The organism is Mycobacterium ulcerans subsp. shinshuense, from assembly GCF_002355775.1.
Taxonomy (GTDB): domain Bacteria; phylum Actinomycetota; class Actinomycetes; order Mycobacteriales; family Mycobacteriaceae; genus Mycobacterium; species Mycobacterium marinum.
The window spans coordinates 4,813,411-4,830,326 of record NZ_AP017624.1 but is presented as its reverse complement, the minus strand read 5'-3'; the positions used below and the strand labels follow the sequence as shown (position 1 = coordinate 4,830,326).

The 16,916-nt window shown below is 67.0% G+C and carries 15 protein-coding genes and 1 pseudogene; 11 read left to right on the top strand and 5 right to left on the bottom strand.

Features of this window, described 5'->3' with window-relative positions; translation table 11 throughout:
• Window positions 1-42 precede the first annotated feature (42 nt).
• From SHTP_RS21565 to SHTP_RS21540, 6 genes are all read left to right on the top strand, one after another.
• Entirely contained in the window at window positions 43-1,647 is a 1,605-nt protein-coding gene (locus tag SHTP_RS21565) for an amidohydrolase (protein ID WP_096372604.1), read from the top strand.
• Window positions 1,644-2,627, top strand: a complete 984-nt coding sequence (locus SHTP_RS21560) for an o-succinylbenzoate synthase (RefSeq protein WP_011738941.1) — start codon at window positions 1,644-1,646, stop codon at window positions 2,625-2,627. Before SHTP_RS21565 ends, SHTP_RS21560 begins: the two co-directional genes overlap by 4 nt.
• Window positions 2,620-3,408, top strand: coding sequence for an alpha/beta fold hydrolase (locus SHTP_RS21555; RefSeq protein ID WP_012392824.1), 789 nt, complete (start codon window positions 2,620-2,622; stop codon window positions 3,406-3,408). The genes SHTP_RS21560 and SHTP_RS21555 overlap by 8 nt, the downstream gene beginning before the upstream one ends.
• A gap of 63 nt (window positions 3,409-3,471) precedes the next feature.
• On the top strand, window positions 3,472-5,118 hold the full coding sequence (gene menD, locus SHTP_RS21550; RefSeq protein WP_096371734.1) for a 2-succinyl-5-enolpyruvyl-6-hydroxy-3-cyclohexene-1-carboxylic-acid synthase: 1,647 nt from the start codon (window positions 3,472-3,474) through the stop codon (window positions 5,116-5,118).
• The gene (locus SHTP_RS21545) at window positions 5,115-5,639 is read left to right on the top strand and encodes a DUF3592 domain-containing protein (protein WP_096371733.1); all 525 of its coding nucleotides are present in this window, start codon (window positions 5,115-5,117) and stop codon (window positions 5,637-5,639) included. The genes menD and SHTP_RS21545 overlap by 4 nt, the downstream gene beginning before the upstream one ends.
• Before the next feature lie 75 nt (window positions 5,640-5,714).
• Window positions 5,715-6,866 (top strand): glycosyltransferase family 4 protein, encoded by a 1,152-nt coding sequence (locus SHTP_RS21540; RefSeq protein WP_096371732.1) that lies wholly within the window; start codon window positions 5,715-5,717, stop codon window positions 6,864-6,866.
• Here SHTP_RS21540 and SHTP_RS21535 read toward each other — a convergent pair.
• On the bottom strand, window positions 6,863-7,369 hold the full coding sequence (locus tag SHTP_RS21535) for a MarR family winged helix-turn-helix transcriptional regulator (protein ID WP_096371731.1): 507 nt from the start codon (window positions 7,367-7,369) through the stop codon (window positions 6,863-6,865). The two genes, SHTP_RS21540 and SHTP_RS21535, sit on opposite strands and share 4 nt — an antisense overlap.
• A 124-nt stretch (window positions 7,370-7,493) precedes the next feature.
• Here SHTP_RS21535 and SHTP_RS21530 point away from each other — a divergent pair, with 124 nt between their 5' ends.
• The 3 genes from SHTP_RS21530 to SHTP_RS21520 are packed head-to-tail and all read left to right on the top strand — an operon-like array spanning window position 7,494 to window position 10,690.
• The gene (locus SHTP_RS21530) at window positions 7,494-8,669 is read left to right on the top strand and encodes a sulfotransferase family protein (RefSeq protein WP_096372603.1); all 1,176 of its coding nucleotides are present in this window, start codon (window positions 7,494-7,496) and stop codon (window positions 8,667-8,669) included.
• A complete protein-coding gene (locus SHTP_RS21525; RefSeq protein ID WP_096371730.1) occupies window positions 8,659-9,966 on the top strand; it encodes a hypothetical protein in 1,308 nt (435 codons plus the stop codon). The genes SHTP_RS21530 and SHTP_RS21525 overlap by 11 nt, the downstream gene beginning before the upstream one ends.
• A gap of 28 nt (window positions 9,967-9,994) precedes the next feature.
• Window positions 9,995-10,690 (top strand): demethylmenaquinone methyltransferase, encoded by a 696-nt coding sequence (locus SHTP_RS21520; protein WP_012392831.1) that lies wholly within the window; start codon window positions 9,995-9,997, stop codon window positions 10,688-10,690.
• Window positions 10,691-10,708: 18 nt separating this feature from the next.
• On the opposite strand, the gene SHTP_RS21515 is transcribed toward SHTP_RS21520, so the two are convergent.
• From SHTP_RS21515 to menJ, 3 genes are read right to left on the bottom strand one after another with little or no spacing between them, the layout of a single operon-like run.
• Entirely contained in the window at window positions 10,709-11,044 is a 336-nt protein-coding gene (locus SHTP_RS21515) for a DUF732 domain-containing protein (protein WP_011738950.1), read from the bottom strand.
• Between the two features lie 32 nt (window positions 11,045-11,076).
• Window positions 11,077-11,766, bottom strand: coding sequence for a class I SAM-dependent methyltransferase (locus SHTP_RS21510; protein ID WP_096371729.1), 690 nt, complete (start codon window positions 11,764-11,766; stop codon window positions 11,077-11,079).
• A gap of 53 nt (window positions 11,767-11,819) precedes the next feature.
• The gene (gene menJ / locus SHTP_RS21505) at window positions 11,820-13,058 is read right to left on the bottom strand and encodes a menaquinone reductase MenJ (protein WP_096371728.1); all 1,239 of its coding nucleotides are present in this window, start codon (window positions 13,056-13,058) and stop codon (window positions 11,820-11,822) included.
• A gap of 21 nt (window positions 13,059-13,079) precedes the next feature.
• Here menJ and grcC1 point away from each other — a divergent pair, with 21 nt between their 5' ends.
• Together grcC1 and htpX are read left to right on the top strand one after the other, a co-directional pair.
• Complete coding sequence (gene grcC1, locus SHTP_RS21500; RefSeq protein WP_096371727.1) at window positions 13,080-14,087, top strand: nonaprenyl/(2E,6E)-farnesyl/geranylgeranyl diphosphat synthase; 1,008 nt, start codon at window positions 13,080-13,082, stop codon at window positions 14,085-14,087.
• Between the two features lie 90 nt (window positions 14,088-14,177).
• Window positions 14,178-15,038: a zinc metalloprotease HtpX gene (gene htpX, locus SHTP_RS21495; protein ID WP_096371726.1), complete on the top strand. Its 861-nt coding sequence runs from the start codon at window positions 14,178-14,180 to the stop codon at window positions 15,036-15,038.
• Window positions 15,039-15,058: 20 nt separating this feature from the next.
• Here htpX and SHTP_RS21490 read toward each other — a convergent pair.
• Window positions 15,059-16,559, bottom strand: a pseudogene (locus SHTP_RS21490) (SulP family inorganic anion transporter).
• Window positions 16,560-16,916: the final 357 nt, after the last annotated feature.

The window sequence follows — 16,916 nt, the reverse complement described above, 5'->3', positions numbered from 1 at the left end:
GGCCTGACCTTTTCCGGGCCCGAATCACTAGGATCGCTGTTCATGGCCGATGCAGATGTCGTCATTACCGGAACCGTGCTCACCGTCGACGACACCAGGCCCACCGCCGAGGCGATCGCCGTCACCGACGGCAGGATCGTCGCCGTCGGGGACCGATCCGAGGTCGCGGGCCTGATCGGGGAGGGAACCCGCACCATCGACTTGGGTTCGGGTTGTCTCATGCCGGGGTTCGTCGAGGCACACGGCCATCCGCTGATGGAAGCGATTGTGCTCTCGGGCCGGATCGTCGATATCCGGCCGGTCACCGTCCGCGACTCCGAACGCGTGGTGGCCGAGATCTGCCGCGAAGCCGGTGAGCGCGGGTCGGCCGGTGCCTACCTGATCGGCTGGGATCCGTTGCTGCAGCCGGGGCTGCCGGAACCGACGCTGGCCTGGCTCGACGACATCGCGCCGAACGGGCCGCTGGTGATCATCCACAACTCGGGTCACAAGGCCTACTTCAATACGCACGCTGCCTGGCTCAACGGCCTGACTCGCGACACCCCCGATCCCAAGGGAGCGAAATACGGCCGCGACGCCAACGGCGAACTCGACGGCACCGCCGAGGAAACCGGTGCGGTGCTGCCGCTGCTGGCCGGTGTGACCGATCCCAGCAACTATCCGGCGATGCTGCGCGCCGAGTGCGCCCGGCTCAACCGGGCCGGGCTGACCACGTGTTCGGAGATGGCGTTCGATCCAGGGTTTCGGCCGCTGGTCGAGCAGCTCCGCGATGAGTTGACGGTCCGGCTGCGCACTTACGAGATTTCCAACGCGCAGCTGTCCACCGAGGCCTCGCCGGGAGGCGGCGACGACATGCTCCGGCAGGTGGGTATCAAGATCTGGGTGGATGGCTCGCCCTGGATCGGCAACATCGATCTGAGCTTTCCCTACCTGGACACCGCCGCCACCCGCACCATCGGTGTGACACCTGGTTCCTGCGGATGCGCCAACTACACCCGCGAACAGCTGGCCGAAACCGTGGGTGCCTACTTTCCCCTCGGTTGGCCGATCGCCTGCCACGTGCAGGGCGACGCCGGGGTCGACACCATCCTGGATGTCTATGAAGAGGCGCTGCGGAGCAACCCGCGTCCGGACCACCGATTGCGGCTAGAGCATGTCGGTGCCATCCGGCCCGAACAACTCCGCCGGGCCGCCGACCTCGGCGTCACCTGCAGCATTTTCGTCGACCAGATCCACTACTGGGGTGACGTCATCGTCGATGGGCTGTTCGGCCCCGAACGGGGGCCGCGGTGGATGCCCGCGGGTTCCGCGGTGGCCACCGGCATGCGCATCTCCTTGCACAACGACCCGCCGGTGACACCCGAGGAGCCGCTGCGCAACATCAGCGTGGCCGCCACCCGGGTCGCACCCAGCGGCAGGGTGCTGGCTCCCGAGGAGCGTTTGACGGTGGAGCAGGCGATCCGGGCGCAGACCATCGATGCCGCCTGGCAGATGTTCGCCGACGACATCATCGGCTCGCTGGAAGTCGGCAAGTACGCGGACATGGTGGTGCTCTCGGCGGATCCGCGGACGGTGCCGCCGGAGGAGATCGCCGACTTGGAGGTGCGAGCCACCTTCCTGGCGGGCCGCCAGGTCTATCGGAAGTGATACCCGGGCCGGCCACCCTGCCGGATCTACTGGACCGACTGCAGGTCGTGGCCCTACCGATGCGGGTTCGTTTTCGCGGCATCACCACCCGGGAAGTGGCATTGATCGAGGGGCCCTCGGGGTGGGGCGAATTCGGGGCGTTCCTCGAATACCAGCCCCCGGAAGCGGCCGCGTGGCTGGCATCGGCCATCGACGCCGCCTACGGCCAGCCGCCACCGGTGCGACGCGGGCGCATCCCCATCAACGCGACGGTGCCGGCGGTGCCCCCCGCCCAAGTCCCCGAGCTTTTGGCCCGGTTCCCCGGCGCCCGCACCGCCAAGGTGAAGGTCGCCGAGCCCGGACAGACACTCGCCAGCGATGTCGAGCGGGTCAACGCCGTGCGCGCTCTGGTCCCGACCGTTCGGGTGGACGCCAACGGTGGCTGGAGCGTCGACCAAGCGGCGCAGGCCGCCGTTGCCCTGACGGCCGACGGCCCGCTCGAGTACCTCGAACAACCCTGCGCCACCGTCGGTGAACTCGCCGAGCTGCGCCGGCGCATCGAAGTGCCCATCGCCGCCGATGAGGCCATCCGCAAGGCCGAGGACCCGCTGGCGGTGGTGCGCGCGGGGGCTGCTGATGTCGCGGTGCTCAAGGTCGCCCCACTGGGCGGGGTCTGGGCGCTGCTGGACATCGCCGCGCAAATCGACATCCCGGTGGTGATCTCCAGCGCGCTGGACTCGGCCGTCGGAATAGCGGCCGGGTTGAGCGCCGCCGCGGCCCTACCGCAACTGCAGCACGCCTGCGGATTGGGCACGGGCGGGCTTTTCGTCGAGGACGTGGCCGAGCCCGCCATCCCGGTCGACGGCGCGCTGGCCCCGCAGCGGGTGGCGCCGGACCCGGCCCGGCTGCGGGCGTTGGGCGCCGCGCCGGATCGGCGGCAGTGGTGGATCGACCGGATCAAGGCCTGCTACCCGCTACTGTACCGTCGATCGGGTGATTAACCTCGCTTACGACGACAAAGGGACCGGTGAGCCGGTCCTTTTTATCGCCGGTCGCGGCGGTGCCGGACGCACCTGGCAGCCCCACCAAGTTCCGGCGTTCCTGGCGGCGGGATACCGATGCATCACCTTTGACAACCGTGGCATCGGTGCTACCGAGAACGCCGAGGGCTTTACCACGCAGACGATGGTCAACGACACCGCAGCGTTGATCGAATCCCTGGGCATCGGCCCGGTGCGCATCGTCGCGGTGTCGATGGGCTCATTTATCGCCCAGGAGCTGATGGTGGTGCGTCCCGAGCTGGTCAACTCCGCCGTATTGATGGCCACCCGCGGCCGCCTGGACCGTGCCCGCAAGTTCTTCCACGACGCCGAGGCGGAGTTGTACGACTCCGGTGCCAGGATGCCGTCGACCTACGATGTGAAAGATCGCCTGCTGGAGAACTTTTCCCGCAAGACGCTCAATGACGATGCGGCCGTTGGCGACTGGCTCGCGATGTTCTCCATGTGGCCGATCAAGCAGACTCCGGGCTTGCGCTGCCAACTCGACGCCGCGCCGCTGACCAACCGGTTGCCCGCCTACCGCAACATCGCCGCGCCGGTGCTGGTAATCGGCTTTTCCGACGACATCGTCACCCCGCCGTACCTGGGGCGCGAGGTCGCCGACAGCCTGCCGAACGGTCGCTATCTGCAGATACCCGACGCCGGGCATCTCGGGTTCTTCGAACGCCCCGAAGCCGTCAACACGGCCGCGCTGAAATTCTTTGCCGGCACCAGGGGCTGAGCGCCGCGGTAGCCGGTGCGGCTCGATAGCCGGCGCAGCGTTCGGCTGTGACACCCTGTACTGGTGAACCCTTCGACGACACAGGCCCGCGTTGTCGTTGACGAGTTGATCCGCGGTGGGGTTCGCGATGTGGTGCTGTGCCCCGGCTCGCGCAACGCGCCGCTGGCCTTCGCGTTGCAGGACGCCGACCGGTCCGGTCGCATTCGGCTGCACGTTCGCATCGACGAACGCACCGCCGGCTTCTTGGCCATCGGGCTGGCCGTCGGGGCGGGTGCGCCGGCGTGTGTGGCGATGACCTCCGGTACCGCGGTGGCCAATCTCGGCCCGGCGGTGGTGGAGACCAATTACGCCCGGGTGCCGCTGATCGTGCTCTCGGCGAACCGGCCCTACGAACTGCTGGGCACCGGGGCCAACCAGACCATGGAGCAACTGGGCTACTTCGGCACTCAAGTGCGTGCCACGATCAGCCTGGGTCTGGCCGAGGATGCGCACGAACGCCTGGACTCCCTCAACGCGTCGTGGCGATCGGCCACGTGCCGGGTGCTGGCGGCCGCCATGGGGTCGCGTACCGCCAACGCCGGCCCGGTGCACTTTGACATTCCGTTGCGGGAACCGCTGGTGCCCGACCCGGACCCCCACGGTGCGGTGACCCCGCCGGGACGCCCGGAGGGCCGGCCGTGGACCTACACCCCACCGGTCACCTTCGACCAACCGCTGGAAATCGACCTGTCCGCCGACACCGTCGTCATCGCCGGGCACGGCGCCGGTGTGCACCCCAACCTGGTGCAGCTACCCACCATCGCCGAGCCGACAGCACCGGCTGCGCCGTCCGGTGGCAACCCTCTGCACCCGTTGGCACTGCCGCTGGTGCGGCCCCGGCAGGTGATCATGCTGGGGCGCCCGACGCTGCACCGGCCGGTATCGGCCTTGCTGGCCGATCCCGAAGTGCCGGTCTTTGCGTTGACGACCGGGCCCCGCTGGCCGGATGTGTCGGGAAACTCGCAGGCCACCGGAACCCGGGCGATCGTCACCGGCACCCCGAACCCGTCGTGGCTGGACCGCTGCGCGCAGATGAACCGCCACGCGGTTGCGGCGGTACGCGAGCAGCTTGCCGCGCACCCGCTGACCACCGGCCTGCACGTCGCGGCGGCCGTTGCCGGCGCGCTTCGCCCCGGCGACCAGCTGGTGCTGGGCGCGTCCAACCCGGTGCGCGATGCGGCCCTGGTCGGCCTGGACACTGCGGGCCTGCGGGTGCGATCCAATCGAGGGGTCGCCGGTATCGACGGTACCGTGTCCGCGGCCATCGGGGCCGCGCTGGGCTACGAACGCGATCATCACGGGCGCACCGTCGCGCTGATCGGTGATTTGACGTTCGTCCACGACAGCTCCGGCTTGTTGATCGGCCCTACCGAACCGACACCGCGGCAGCTGACGATCGTGGTGTCCAACGACAATGGCGGCGGCATTTTTGAGCTGCTCGAGCAGGGAGATCCGCGGTTCTCCGATGTCTCGTCGCGGATCTTCGGCACCCCCCACGACGTCGACGTGGGCGCACTGTGCCGGGCCTACCACGTGGAGAACAGGCAGATCGAAGTGGACCAGTTGCCGGCCGCGCTGGACGAGCCGGGCAGCGGCCTGCGGGTGCTCGAGGTCAAGGCGGACCGCTCCTCGCTGCGGCAACTGCACGCCGCCATCAAGGCCGCGCTATGACCTCGCCCAAGAAGCTGCTGCGCATCCTGATCCACGGCACCACCGAAGAGATGCCGGACACGCCGGCCAGGACAGTGGTGCGCTGGATCCGGATCTCGGTGTTGATCCTCACCGGGTTGGTCACGCTGCAGTCGATATTGCTGGTGGCCGGCGCGTGGCGCATTGACCTGGCCATCGATCGCAACATGGGGGTCGCACAGGCCGAGGTGCTCAGCGCCGGGCCACGGCGCTCAACCATCGAATTCGTCACCCCCGACCGCGTGACCTACCGGCCCGAATTAGGTGTGCTGTACCCGTCTGAGCTGGCCACCGGTATGCGCATCTACGTCGAGTACAACAAGAGGGATCCCAATCTGGTGCGCGTGCAGCACCGCAACGCCGGGCTGGCGATCATCCCCGCCGGCTCCATCGCGGTGGTGGCCTGGTTGGTGGCGACTGTTGCGCTCGTCGGTCTGGCCCTGCTGGATAGGCGGCTGGACAAACGGCCGGACCAGCGGGCGGACACGATGTCCACGCCATAGGGCGTGCCGGCAGATTTCGCGCCCCGTATGCCCGGCGGCAACCTTGCCGACAGTCGACGCTGACACGGTGGTGGCGTGCGCGTTGCGATCGTCGCCGAGTCGTTCTTGCCCAACGTCAATGGTGTCAGCAACTCGGTGGTTCGGGTACTCGGGCATCTGCGCCGGACTGGTCACGAAGCCTTGGTCATCGCGCCCGACAATCCTCCCGGTGAGCCCAGGGCCGACCGGCTGCATGACGGCGTCCGAGTGCACCGGACGCCGGCGCGGATGTTCCCGAAAGTGACCACCCTGCCGCTGGGGGTGCCAACCCCGCGAATCCTGCGGGTCTTGCGGGGATTCGAACCTGACGTGGTGCACCTGGCCTCACCGGCGCTGCTCGGCTACGGCGCGCTGCGGGCGGCGCGACGTCTTGGCGTGCCCACCGTGGCGGTGTACCAAACCGATGTGCCGGGCTTCGCGGCCAGCTACGGCATCGCGGCAACCTCACGGGCGGCCTGGGCCTGGTTTCGCCACCTGCATGGCCTTGCCGACCGCACCCTGGCGCCGTCCACTCCGACCATGCAAACCCTGCTCGACCAGGGCTTCCCGCGGGTGCACCGATGGGCGCGGGGCGTCGATCTGATCAGGTTCGCGCCGTCGGCGCGAGACGAGTCGCTGCGCCGGCGATGGTCGCCGGACGGGCGGCCGATCGTCGGATTCGTGGGTCGGCTGGCGCCCGAGAAGGATGCCGAACGGCTCGCTGGGCTGGCGGCATCGGGCGCGGTCACGCTCGTGATCGTCGGCGCCGGAGTCGACCGGCGCAAACTCGAATTGGCTATGCCCACAGCGGTTTTCACCGGCGCCCTGTACGGTGACGAGCTCGCTGCGGCGTACGCCAGCATGGACGTCTTTGTGCACGCCGGTGAACACGAGACGTTCTGTCAGGTCGTGCAGGAAGCGCTGGCGTCGGGGCTGCCGGTGATCGCCCCCGACGCCGGCGGACCCCGCGACCTGGTTACCCCACAACGGGCCGGCCTGCTGCTTCCCGTCGACGGGTTCGAGACGCAGTTGCCGGCCGCGGTCGCGCACCTGGTCCACGAACGCCAGCGCTATTCGCAGGCGGCCCGGCGCAGCGTGCTGGGCCGCAGCTGGTCGGTGATCTGTGACGAGTTGCTCGACCACTATGCGGAGGTGCTCGCACCGAGCGGGCGGGCCCAAGACTGGTTGTGGCGAAGGCGGCGCGCCTAGCGCGTTGCGGTATCGACGATCGGCGTCTTCTTGATGTCGGTGAGGAACTTCGACAGGAGTCGGTTGAACTCGTGGAGTTCGGCCGCCGACCAGCCCGAGAGCGCTCGCGCCGAGTGATCCCTTCGCACCTCGTGCAGTGCCCCCGCGGCACGCCGGCCCTGCGGCGTCGCCTCGATCACCGACACCCGCCCGTCGTTGGGATCGGTGTGCCGGGTGACCAGCCCGGCCTCGACCAGGGCTCGCACCCGGCGGGTGGCCATCCCGGCATCCATGTGCGCCAACCTGGCCAGTCGACTCAACGGCAATGGGCCCTCGTCGATCAGGACGCGAAGCAGAACATAGGAAGGCTGCGACAGCTCGGTGTTGGCCGCCGATGCCTGACCGGCGAACGCCGATCGACTGATGCTGAGCCGGACGATTTGGGCGAGGGTGGCACTGATGGCGGCAACCGCCGTCAGCTTGCGTGCAGACGCCACATTCGCCCCGGTCTGGCCAGCGCGCACCCGCCGGTAGTGAAGACCCGCATGAACGCGACAGTATCGGCAACTACTTGACATAGTCAATAAAGTATAGATAGCTGGACCGCGACATCCGGCCACCGAAATTGGCTTGCGCGCAGGAGTGTTCATGCTGGGAACGGGTTTCTATTTCGACTGGCCCAACTACCGCACGATGCTGCGGCTGTTGCGCCGCGACCCGCCCGCCGCGGCGCGTTGGCGGCGCTTCTTCGGGTTCGCGGTCGCTGTGCCGGCCATCGCCGCGATCCACGCGGTGTGCTTCGCGCTCGATCCCATCCTGTTCGGGTCATTGCGCCGCACCCAAGTGGTGGCACCGGTGTTCTGTATCGGGCACGCCCGCAGCGGCACCACCTATCTGCATCGGCTGATGGCCAATGACCCCCAGTTCAGCTACGCGATGATGTACGAGCTGTTCTTTCCGTCGTTGTTGGAGAAACGCTTGCTGCGCTTGCTTTTTCGGGTCGATGCCGCGGTATTCGGAAAGCGTCTGCGGCACCGGCTCGACGAGATCGAAAAGCGTCGCTTCGCCCCGACCGACGACATGCACAAGACCGGGTTCTTCGTTCCGGAAGAGGACGACGCGTTTTTGACTTGGTCACTGTGCTCAGGGTTCTGGATCCTGATGTTCCCGTTCATGGGCGAACTCGATTTCTACCATGTCGATCGCTGGCCGCAACGCAAGCGGCGACGGGCGATGGCCTTCTACAAGGGGTGCGTCCGGCGCCAGATCGCGGTCAATGGTGGCGGTACGCACTTGAGTAAGAACCCCACCTTCTGCGGTCGGGTCTCAGCGCTGATCGAGACCTTTCCGGACGCCAGGTTTATTGTGCCCCTGCGCAATCCTGATGAGACGATTCCGAGCCTGCTGAAGTTGTTGCAGACCGAATGGGGCCTGCGCGGCCGCGATCAGCGCTTGGTCGAGAAGTCGCTGCGGGTGCTGGCCGAGCAATCGTTGGATTCCTACCAGCATCCACTCGACGTCTTGGCCCGACATCGCGAGGTTCGTTCGGTCCTGGTGGATTACCGCGAACTGATCGCCCAACCGGAGGTCACCATGCGCCGTATCTACCGGCAGTTGGAACTCGACATGGGGCCGGCGGCCGCCGAGGCGTTCGCGGCGGCCGCCTCGGGCAGCGGGCACGAATCAACCCACCGCTACAGCTTGGAGGAATTCGGACTGGACTCCCGCGAGATTCACACCCGGCTGGCCGACTTGTTCGATGAATACCACTGGGACACAGAGGCAGCGGCAAGAACAGAAGGAACAGACGCGCATGTCCGCTGAAACAAGCCAAGCCAGCCTGCACGCGGCCTGGACCGACATGATCGACGCGCTGACCCGGGCGCGCGATGCCGTGGACTCCGCCGAATTGCATGCTCCTCCGGTCACCGCCGCCGGCCTCGCGGACGGATACGGATACCTGCTGGGATTTGTTTTCAGTGGCATCGAACGCGCCTTCGGCGAGAATCCCGACTTCCCGTATTTTCGGCGTGCCATCCAACCGCTGGACAAGGCGACCATCGACAACGCCGACGCCTTATACCTGTCGGCGCCGATCGACGGCGCGCAGAGTTATCGGGTAACCGGCCGGTTCGTCGGCCCAAAGCCTCCGCAATACCTCATCTTTGAGGCACACACCGACTATGCTGGAGACACCGGCGGCCTTGCCGAGCTCATGCCGGGCGGACGCGTGGTAACCGGGGCGCTGGACACCGCCGATCTCGCCGTCGGCGAGGATGGCCGATTCGAGATCCTGCTGGGCCCGCGCCGGCCCGGCGAGCACACCGGCAACTTCATTGCCACCGGCACCCCAGACGGGACCGCCACCGCGCGTTTTCTGATCGCCCGCATACTGTTTCACGACTGGGAACACGAGATGTCGCCCGATCTGCACATCGTCCAGATCGGCAAGCAGGGAGCCCAGCCCGAGCCGGCCGATCCCGCCGTCGTGGCCCAGAACATGCGTCGCCTCGGCACGATCGTCGAGAACCAGATGCGGTTCTGGAACGAGTTTTACGACGTGGTCCTCGAGGCGCACGGTGACAAGAACGGCGATGGATTCACGCTGATGCCCCGTAACTCACTCAATGAGCCTGCGCTGGCCAACCTTGCCATGGGTGGCGGCCAGAGCACCAACGTCTACTGCGGCGGGGTCTATGACTTGCGCGCCGACGAAGCGCTGCTGGTCGAGGTCGTCGTTCCGGTACCGCCGGCCTACATGGGATTTCATCTGTCCAACCTGTGGGGCGAATCCCTGGATTACGCCAACCACGCGTGCAGTCTCAACGGATTTCAGTCCGAACCCGATGCCGACGCGAGGATCCGCTACGTCATCGCCGACACCGACCCCGGCGTGCCCAACTGGCTCGACACCGCCGGGCGCCTGGGCGGATTCCTGACCCTGCGGTGGACGTACTGCGACCCGCCGTCCGAATTGCCCAAGGCCAGCGCCGTAAAGGTGCCCCTGGCCAGCGTGCGTCAGCACCTGCCCGCGGACACCCGCACCGTGTCCGTCGAGGAAAGGCGCCGGCAGATCAGCGTCCGCCAGGAGCACGTCCAGCGCCGATACCGCCAGTATTGACGCGACGCTGTCGGGTAGCGTCTCCGAGGTGAGTCGCGCGGCCCTGGACAAAGACCCCCGAGACGTCGCGTCGATGTTCGACGGCGTCGCTCGTCGTTACGACCTGACCAACACCGTGCTGTCGCTGGGGCAGGACCGATATTGGCGGCGGGCCACCCGATCGGCGTTGCGCATCGGTCCGGGTGACAAGGTGCTGGATCTGGCCGCGGGGACTGCGGTATCCACGGTGGAGCTGGCGAAGTCCGGGGCCTGGTGCGTGGCGGCTGACTTCTCGGTTGGGATGCTCGCCGCGGGCCATGAACGCAAGGTGTGCAAGGTTGCCGGTGATGCCACCCGGCTGCCGTTTGCCGACGATGTCTTCGACGCGGTGACCATCAGCTTCGGGCTGCGCAACGTGGTCGATTTCTCCGCCGCACTGCGCGAGATGGCGCGCGTGACCCGGCCCGGGGGGCGGCTGGTGGTGTGTGAATTCTCCACGCCCGTCAGTGCGTTGTTCGCCACGGTCTACAAGGAGTATCTGATGCGGGCGCTGCCGCGGGTGGCGCGCGCGGTGTCCAGCAATCCCGAGGCCTACGTATACCTGGCCGAGTCGATCCGGGCGTGGCCGGACCAGGCGGCGTTGGCCCAGCAGATGTCGCGGGCCGGCTGGTCGGCGGTGCGCTGGCGCAACCTCACCGGCGGAATCGTGGCATTGCACGCCGGGTACAAGCCCCAGCCGGTCTAAACGACCCGGCCAATAGACCTAAGCGCCGACCCGCTGCAGGACCCCGACATGCGCGGGGCAGTAGTGGTCGATCGCCGCGCCCAGGAACTGAAACGCCTGGCCCTGGGTGGTGCCACGGGGCAGGTTGCGCTGCAAGAAAGTCGCCGACTTGTACGCGTCGCCGTCAACGCCCCGGTCCATTCGCTCGCAGCTGATCTTGGCCAGCCAGGCGTTGTAGTCCTGCGGGCCGTAAATCCCGAAGCTGTGCAGCGTGTTGTTGAAAGGGGCGTCGTAGTCGTCAGCCTGCGCCGGCGCCGCCAGCCCGACGGCAGCTACCGCAGTCGCGGCGATTGTGGCCAGCCTTCTACCCTTCATTAGCTGGACTATACACCGCATGGGGTGTGTCATCAGCCCAAATGGGCTGAGAGCAACCACGCACCGACGGACTTGCGGCCCTCGGGTTCGTCGCGAGCGTCGAAGGCGGGCATCCCGGATACTTCCGGCGGAAGATTGGCGTGGATGCGGGCCGGCCGGATCTCGTCGATCACCCAGTGCTTGGACACCGCGTCACGCAACTCTTCTTCGGTGACGCCATTGATCGGGCCGTCGCCGGAAAGCGCGGCCTTGTCGAAGACCAGCACAAAGTAGGACGCGCCCGGGGCGGCCGCCCGTACGATCGAACGCTGGTAACCCTCGCGGAGTTCGACCGGCATGGAGTGAAACAGCGTGCTGTCCATGATGGTGTTGAACCGCCCCGCCGACTCCGGCGGATAGCTGGCGAAATCGGTGATGTCGGCCACCGCGAAGCTGGCGTTGGTCAGGCCGCGGCGCGCGGCCTCGCGCCCGGCCAGCTCGACGGCGGTGGGGGACATGTCCAAGCCGACCACCGGGTGGCCCCGTCCTGCCAGCGCCAATGCGAGGGCGGCCTCCCCGCAACCCGCGTCGAGCACCTCGCCATGGACCTTGCCCTGCTCGATCAGGGTGGCGAGTTCGGGCTGGGGTTCGCCCAGGCTCCACGGGGGCCTGATGCCCGCGCCGAACTCTGCGGATTCGCCGCGATAGGCGGTTTCGAATTGCAAATCCAATGATTCAGTCATGCCTCTTGTATATCAACGAGACTGATACATGTCAATGAAATTGATATAGGGCCTCAGTGGAACGGCGGGCGACGATCGATCAGCCGCGATGCCCGTCCGCCGCCGCGCCACAGCCGTGCCACCCAATCGCTGTCCTCCTCGGTGACCAGGTTGGCCATCACCCGCACGGCGACCTTCATCAGTGCCGTCGAGCGCATCGCCACCGGTCCGGTGGTGGGCAGGAACCGTTGGTAGGTCAGCAGCAGCGCCAGCCTGCGTGCGACCGAGAACCCACGACCGTAGTGCGCCTGCAGTAGCGACGGCCACAGCTGCGACAGGTCGGGGGAATCCAGGAGTTCGGCGGCAAGCCGCCCGGTCTCGAGGCCGTAGTCGATGCCCTCCCCGTTGAGTGGGTTGACGCACGCTGCGGCGTCACCGATGAGCATCCAGTTCGGCCCGGCCACCCCCGACACCGCGCCGCCCATGGGCAGCAACGCCGAGGCGACCGCACGGGGCTGGCCGGTAAAGCCCCATTCGTCCCGGCGCAGGTCGGTGTAGTACGACATCAGCGGTCGTAACGCCAGGTCCGCCGGCCGTTTGGTGGTCGACAGCGCTCCCACCCCGATGTTCACCTCGCCGTTGCCCAGCGGGAAGATCCAGCCGTAGCCGGGCAGCACCGCTCCGTCTGGCGAGCGCAGTTCCAGATGGGAGGTCAGCCACGGATCCTCGCTGCGGGCAGTGGTCAGGTATCCCCGTGCGGCGACGCCGTAGACGGTCTCCTGATGCCAGCGGCGGCCCAGCTTGCGCCCCAGGGACGACCGTGCGCCGTCGGCGACGATCAATTGTCGGCAGGCTACCTCGGTCCGATCGGCCAGCGTCAGCGATACCACTCGCCTTGACGAGTCATGATGGGCCGCGACGGCTTTTGTGCCGAGCAGCATGCGGGCCCCGGACTCCTCGGCGACCTTGCGGATCCGATCGTCGAGTTCGAGCCGGGCCACCGCGCTGCTGTACGCCGGAAAAGACGGGCCGGGCCAGCCGATTTCCACCTCGCCGCCGAATCCGCTCATGCGTAGACCTTGGTGCTGAATACGGGCGGCCAGCCATTCGCCGAGGCCCAGCTGCTGCAGCTCGGAGATCGCGCGCGGGGTCAGCCCGTCGCCGCAGGCCTTGTCGCGGGGGAAACCGGCGGAGTCGATGACAAGTACATCCCGGCCCGCTCGGGCGGCCCAGGCGGCCGCCGCCGACCCGGCCGGTCCGGCGCCCACGACCACCAGGTCGGCGCCAAGGGCTCTGGGAACTCTGGTTTCCACGCTCCCCAGTATGTTGGTCGGATGAGAACCTCGGCGACGGTGGTGGTGGGCGTTGACGTCGGCGATGCTGAATTCGCCACGACGGTGCGAGATGGCGTCGCCAGCATCGAGCGGCTGATGGACGCTGAGTTGCGCGGTGCCGACGAGGTGATGACCGATTCGCTGCTACACCTGTTCCTGGCCGGTGGTAAGCGGTTCCGTCCACTGTTTACCGTCTTGTCGGCTCAGGTCGGGCCGAACCCGGGTGCCGACGAAGTCGTGATCGCCGGAGCCGTCATCGAGATGATTCATCTCGCGACGCTCTACCACGACGATGTGATGGACGAGGCGCAAGTACGTCGCGGAGCGCCCAGCGCCAATGCGCGCTGGGGCAACAACGTCGCCATCCTGGCCGGTGACTATCTGCTGGCGACGGCGTCGCGGTTGGTGTCGCGGCTGGGGCCGGATGCCGTGCGGATCGTCGCCGATACGTTCGCCCAGCTGGTGACCGGTCAGATGCGTGAGACCCGGGGCGCGCCCGAGGGCGTGGACATGATCGAGCAATACCTGAAGGTGGTTCACGAAAAGACCGGCTGCCTGATCGGGGCCGCCGGCCGGTTCGGTGGCATGTTTTCTGGCGCCGACGGCGAACAAGTGGAGCGACTGAACCGTCTCGGCGGCATCGTCGGCACCGCGTTCCAGATCGCCGACGACATCATCGACATCGACAGCGATACCGAACAGTCGGGGAAGCTACCGGGCACCGACCTGCGTGAGGGGGTGCGCACGCTGCCCATGCTCTACGCCCTGCGCCAGACCGGCTCCGACGGCGCCCGGCTGCGCACATTGCTGGCGGGTCCGATCCGCGACGATGCCGAGGTGTTCGAGGCCCTCGCGCTGTTGCGGGCGTCGCCGGGTATGGACCAGGCCAAAGAGGTCCTGGGGCAATATGCCGCTCGGGCACGTCACGAGTTGGATTTGCTGCCCGACGTCCCGGGCCGCCAGGCGCTGGCCGCGTTGGTCGACTACACGGTCAACCGGCACGGGTAGAGCGCGGCGTTTCGGAACCCCGAGGGCCGTTTCGGGCGTTAAATCAGCTGTAATAACCAAGTTGCCGTGTTCGTGGGAGGACACACACCGATGACCTGGCATCCGCATGCCAACAGGCTGAAGACTTTCCTGCTGCTGGTCGGCATGTCCGCCATGATCGTGTTCTTTGGTGCGCTGTTCGGCAGGACGGCCCTGATCCTGGCGATGCTGTTCGCCGCCGGGATGAACGTCTATGTCTACTTCAACAGCGACAAGCTGGCCCTGCGGGCCATGCATGCGCAGCCGGTTTCGGAGCTGCAGGCTCCGGCCATGTACCGGATAGTGCGTGAGCTGGCCGCCAGCGCCCACCAGCCGATGCCGCGGCTGTACATCAGTGACACCGCCGCACCCAACGCCTTCGCCACCGGGCGCAACCCGCGCAACGCCGCGGTGTGCTGCACCACGGGCATCCTGGCGCTGCTCAACGAGCGGGAATTGCGTGCCGTGCTGGGCCACGAGCTGTCACACGTCTACAACCGCGACATCCTGATTTCCTGTATCGCCGGAGCGCTGGCGTCGGTGATCACCGCGCTGGCCAACATGGCCATGTGGGCCGGCATGTTCGGTGGTAACCGAGACGGCCAGAACCCGTTCGCCCTGCTGCTGGTTTCGTTGCTGGGCCCGATCGCGGCGACGGTGGTGCGGATGGCGGTGTCGCGTTCGCGCGAATATCAGGCCGACGAATCGGGTGCGGTCTTGACCGGTGACCCGTTGGCGTTGGCGTCGGCACTGCGCAAGATCTCCGGTGGCGTGCAACTGGCTCCACTGCCGCCCGAGCCGCAGCTGGCCAGCCAGGCGCACTTGATGATCGCCAATCCGTTCCGTGCCGGTGAGCGGATCGGATCGCTGTTCTCGACGCATCCGCCGATCGAGGACCGGATCCGGCGTTTGGAGCAAATGGCCCGCGGATAGCGGGGTTCGGCCGGCCGCCGTCAGGCGGCGGCTTCGGACTTTTCGTCGTGGACCAACTGTGTGCCGTCGTTGGCGAAATGACCTCTGCGCAGGGCGCCATCGATGCGAACCTTCCCGCCGGTGGCGTGATGGCGTCGCTGCCAGTCGGTGATCGCCTGGTGCGCGGCGTGGTCGAGGTAGTTGACCGCGATATGAAGAGTGACCGTCGCGCTGTCAGGCACCGAGGCCAGCACCCGGGTCAGTCGGGGTAGGGACAGGAAGGTGCAGGCGCCCTCGACGACCACCCGCCATTCGCCGTCGATTTGGTGTGCTTCGACCTTGGCCCGCAGCACTCGCCACCCCGTCATCGCGATGGCCAGGGCCAGCCCGATCATCACGCCGTGCAGCAGATTCAGGAAGACCACCGCGACAATCGTCACCAGGTAGATGGCGAAGTCGCCGGTCTTGACCGCGGTTTCGATGTGTGCGGGCTGGCAGTAGCTGAATACCGATGACGATCAGCAGTCCCGCGAGCGCAGCGCTGGGGATTTGTTCGATCAAACCCGCAAAGGGGAGTGCGAACAGCAGGACCCAGAAACCGTGCAGGATTGTCGACGCCCGAGTTTTGGCACCCGCCTTGATGTTTGCCGCGCTGCGGACGATGACACCGGCGATGGGGAGGCCGCCGATTGCCCCCGACACGACGTTGGATGCGCCCTGGCCGATCAATTCACGGTTGAGTTCGGTGGTTGGGCCGCTGTGCATTCTGTCGGTTGCCACCGCTGTCAACAGGCTCTGGACGCTGGTGATGAGCGTGACGGTGATGATGCCGATCACGATGGCGCCCCAGTTTCCGTGCGGAATTGCGGGCAGCTGCAGTGCATCCACGACCGAGCCCTCGAGAGTGATGCGGGACACATGGAACGGAAACACCACCGAGACAACGGTTACCACCACGATGGCGACCAGCGGGCCGGGAACGGGAGCCACCTTGGCCGGAGCCCAGCGCCAAGCGACCATGATCGGGATGACCAGCAGCCCCAGGATCACTCCGGGCCGGTGCGCGCCGACAATCTGTGCGGGCAGCTCGACCACGTTGGCCCAGGCCGTGCTATGTGATTCGCCACCGAGCAACACGTGCGTCTGTTGCAGCGCGATGGTGATCCCGATACCGGCCAGCATGGCGTGCACCACCACTGGCGAGATCGCAAGGGCGGCTCGCGCGACCCGGCTGAACCCCAATAGGATCTGCATCAGCCCGGCGACCGCCGTGATGAAACAAGTGATTCCCCATCCGAATTCGGCGATGAGGTCGGCGACCACGACCGTCAGGCCGGCGGCGGGCCCGCTGACCTGCAGCGGAGATCCCCCCAGTGCGCCACCGATGATCCCGCCCACCACGGCCGCGATCAACCCGGCGAGCACCGGAGCATCCGAGGCAATGGCGATGCCCAATGACAACGGCAGTGCTACCAGGAAAACAACCAGCGAGGCTGGCAAGTCGTGCCTGATGACTGATCGCACCCGGTCGGGTCGCGGTATCTACGATACCCGCGACAACCGCGATGTTGTTGGGGGATCCGGGGTGCCCGGGTGCTGGGCGTGATCAAGACCTTGTTTATCGAGCTGTTCGATGTGTGGCATCGGCCGATCCCCTCGTTGGGCCTTAGCGGGGGATGTTGCGATATCCCGCCCCACGTGCTGTAACGGACTCGTAACGTGTTCGCGCACTAGCAAATACGAATGGCCGAACTCCGCCGAACTTCATTGTGTCAGTCTGCTATGCGTCCGATCATCCGAGGCTATTGAGCGGGCCAAGCGACGGCAACCTGGTTCGCCCGCTGCATAGCGAATGCAAATGTTAGGCGTGACCAGGCGCGCAAGTCCAAGTGTGATGCG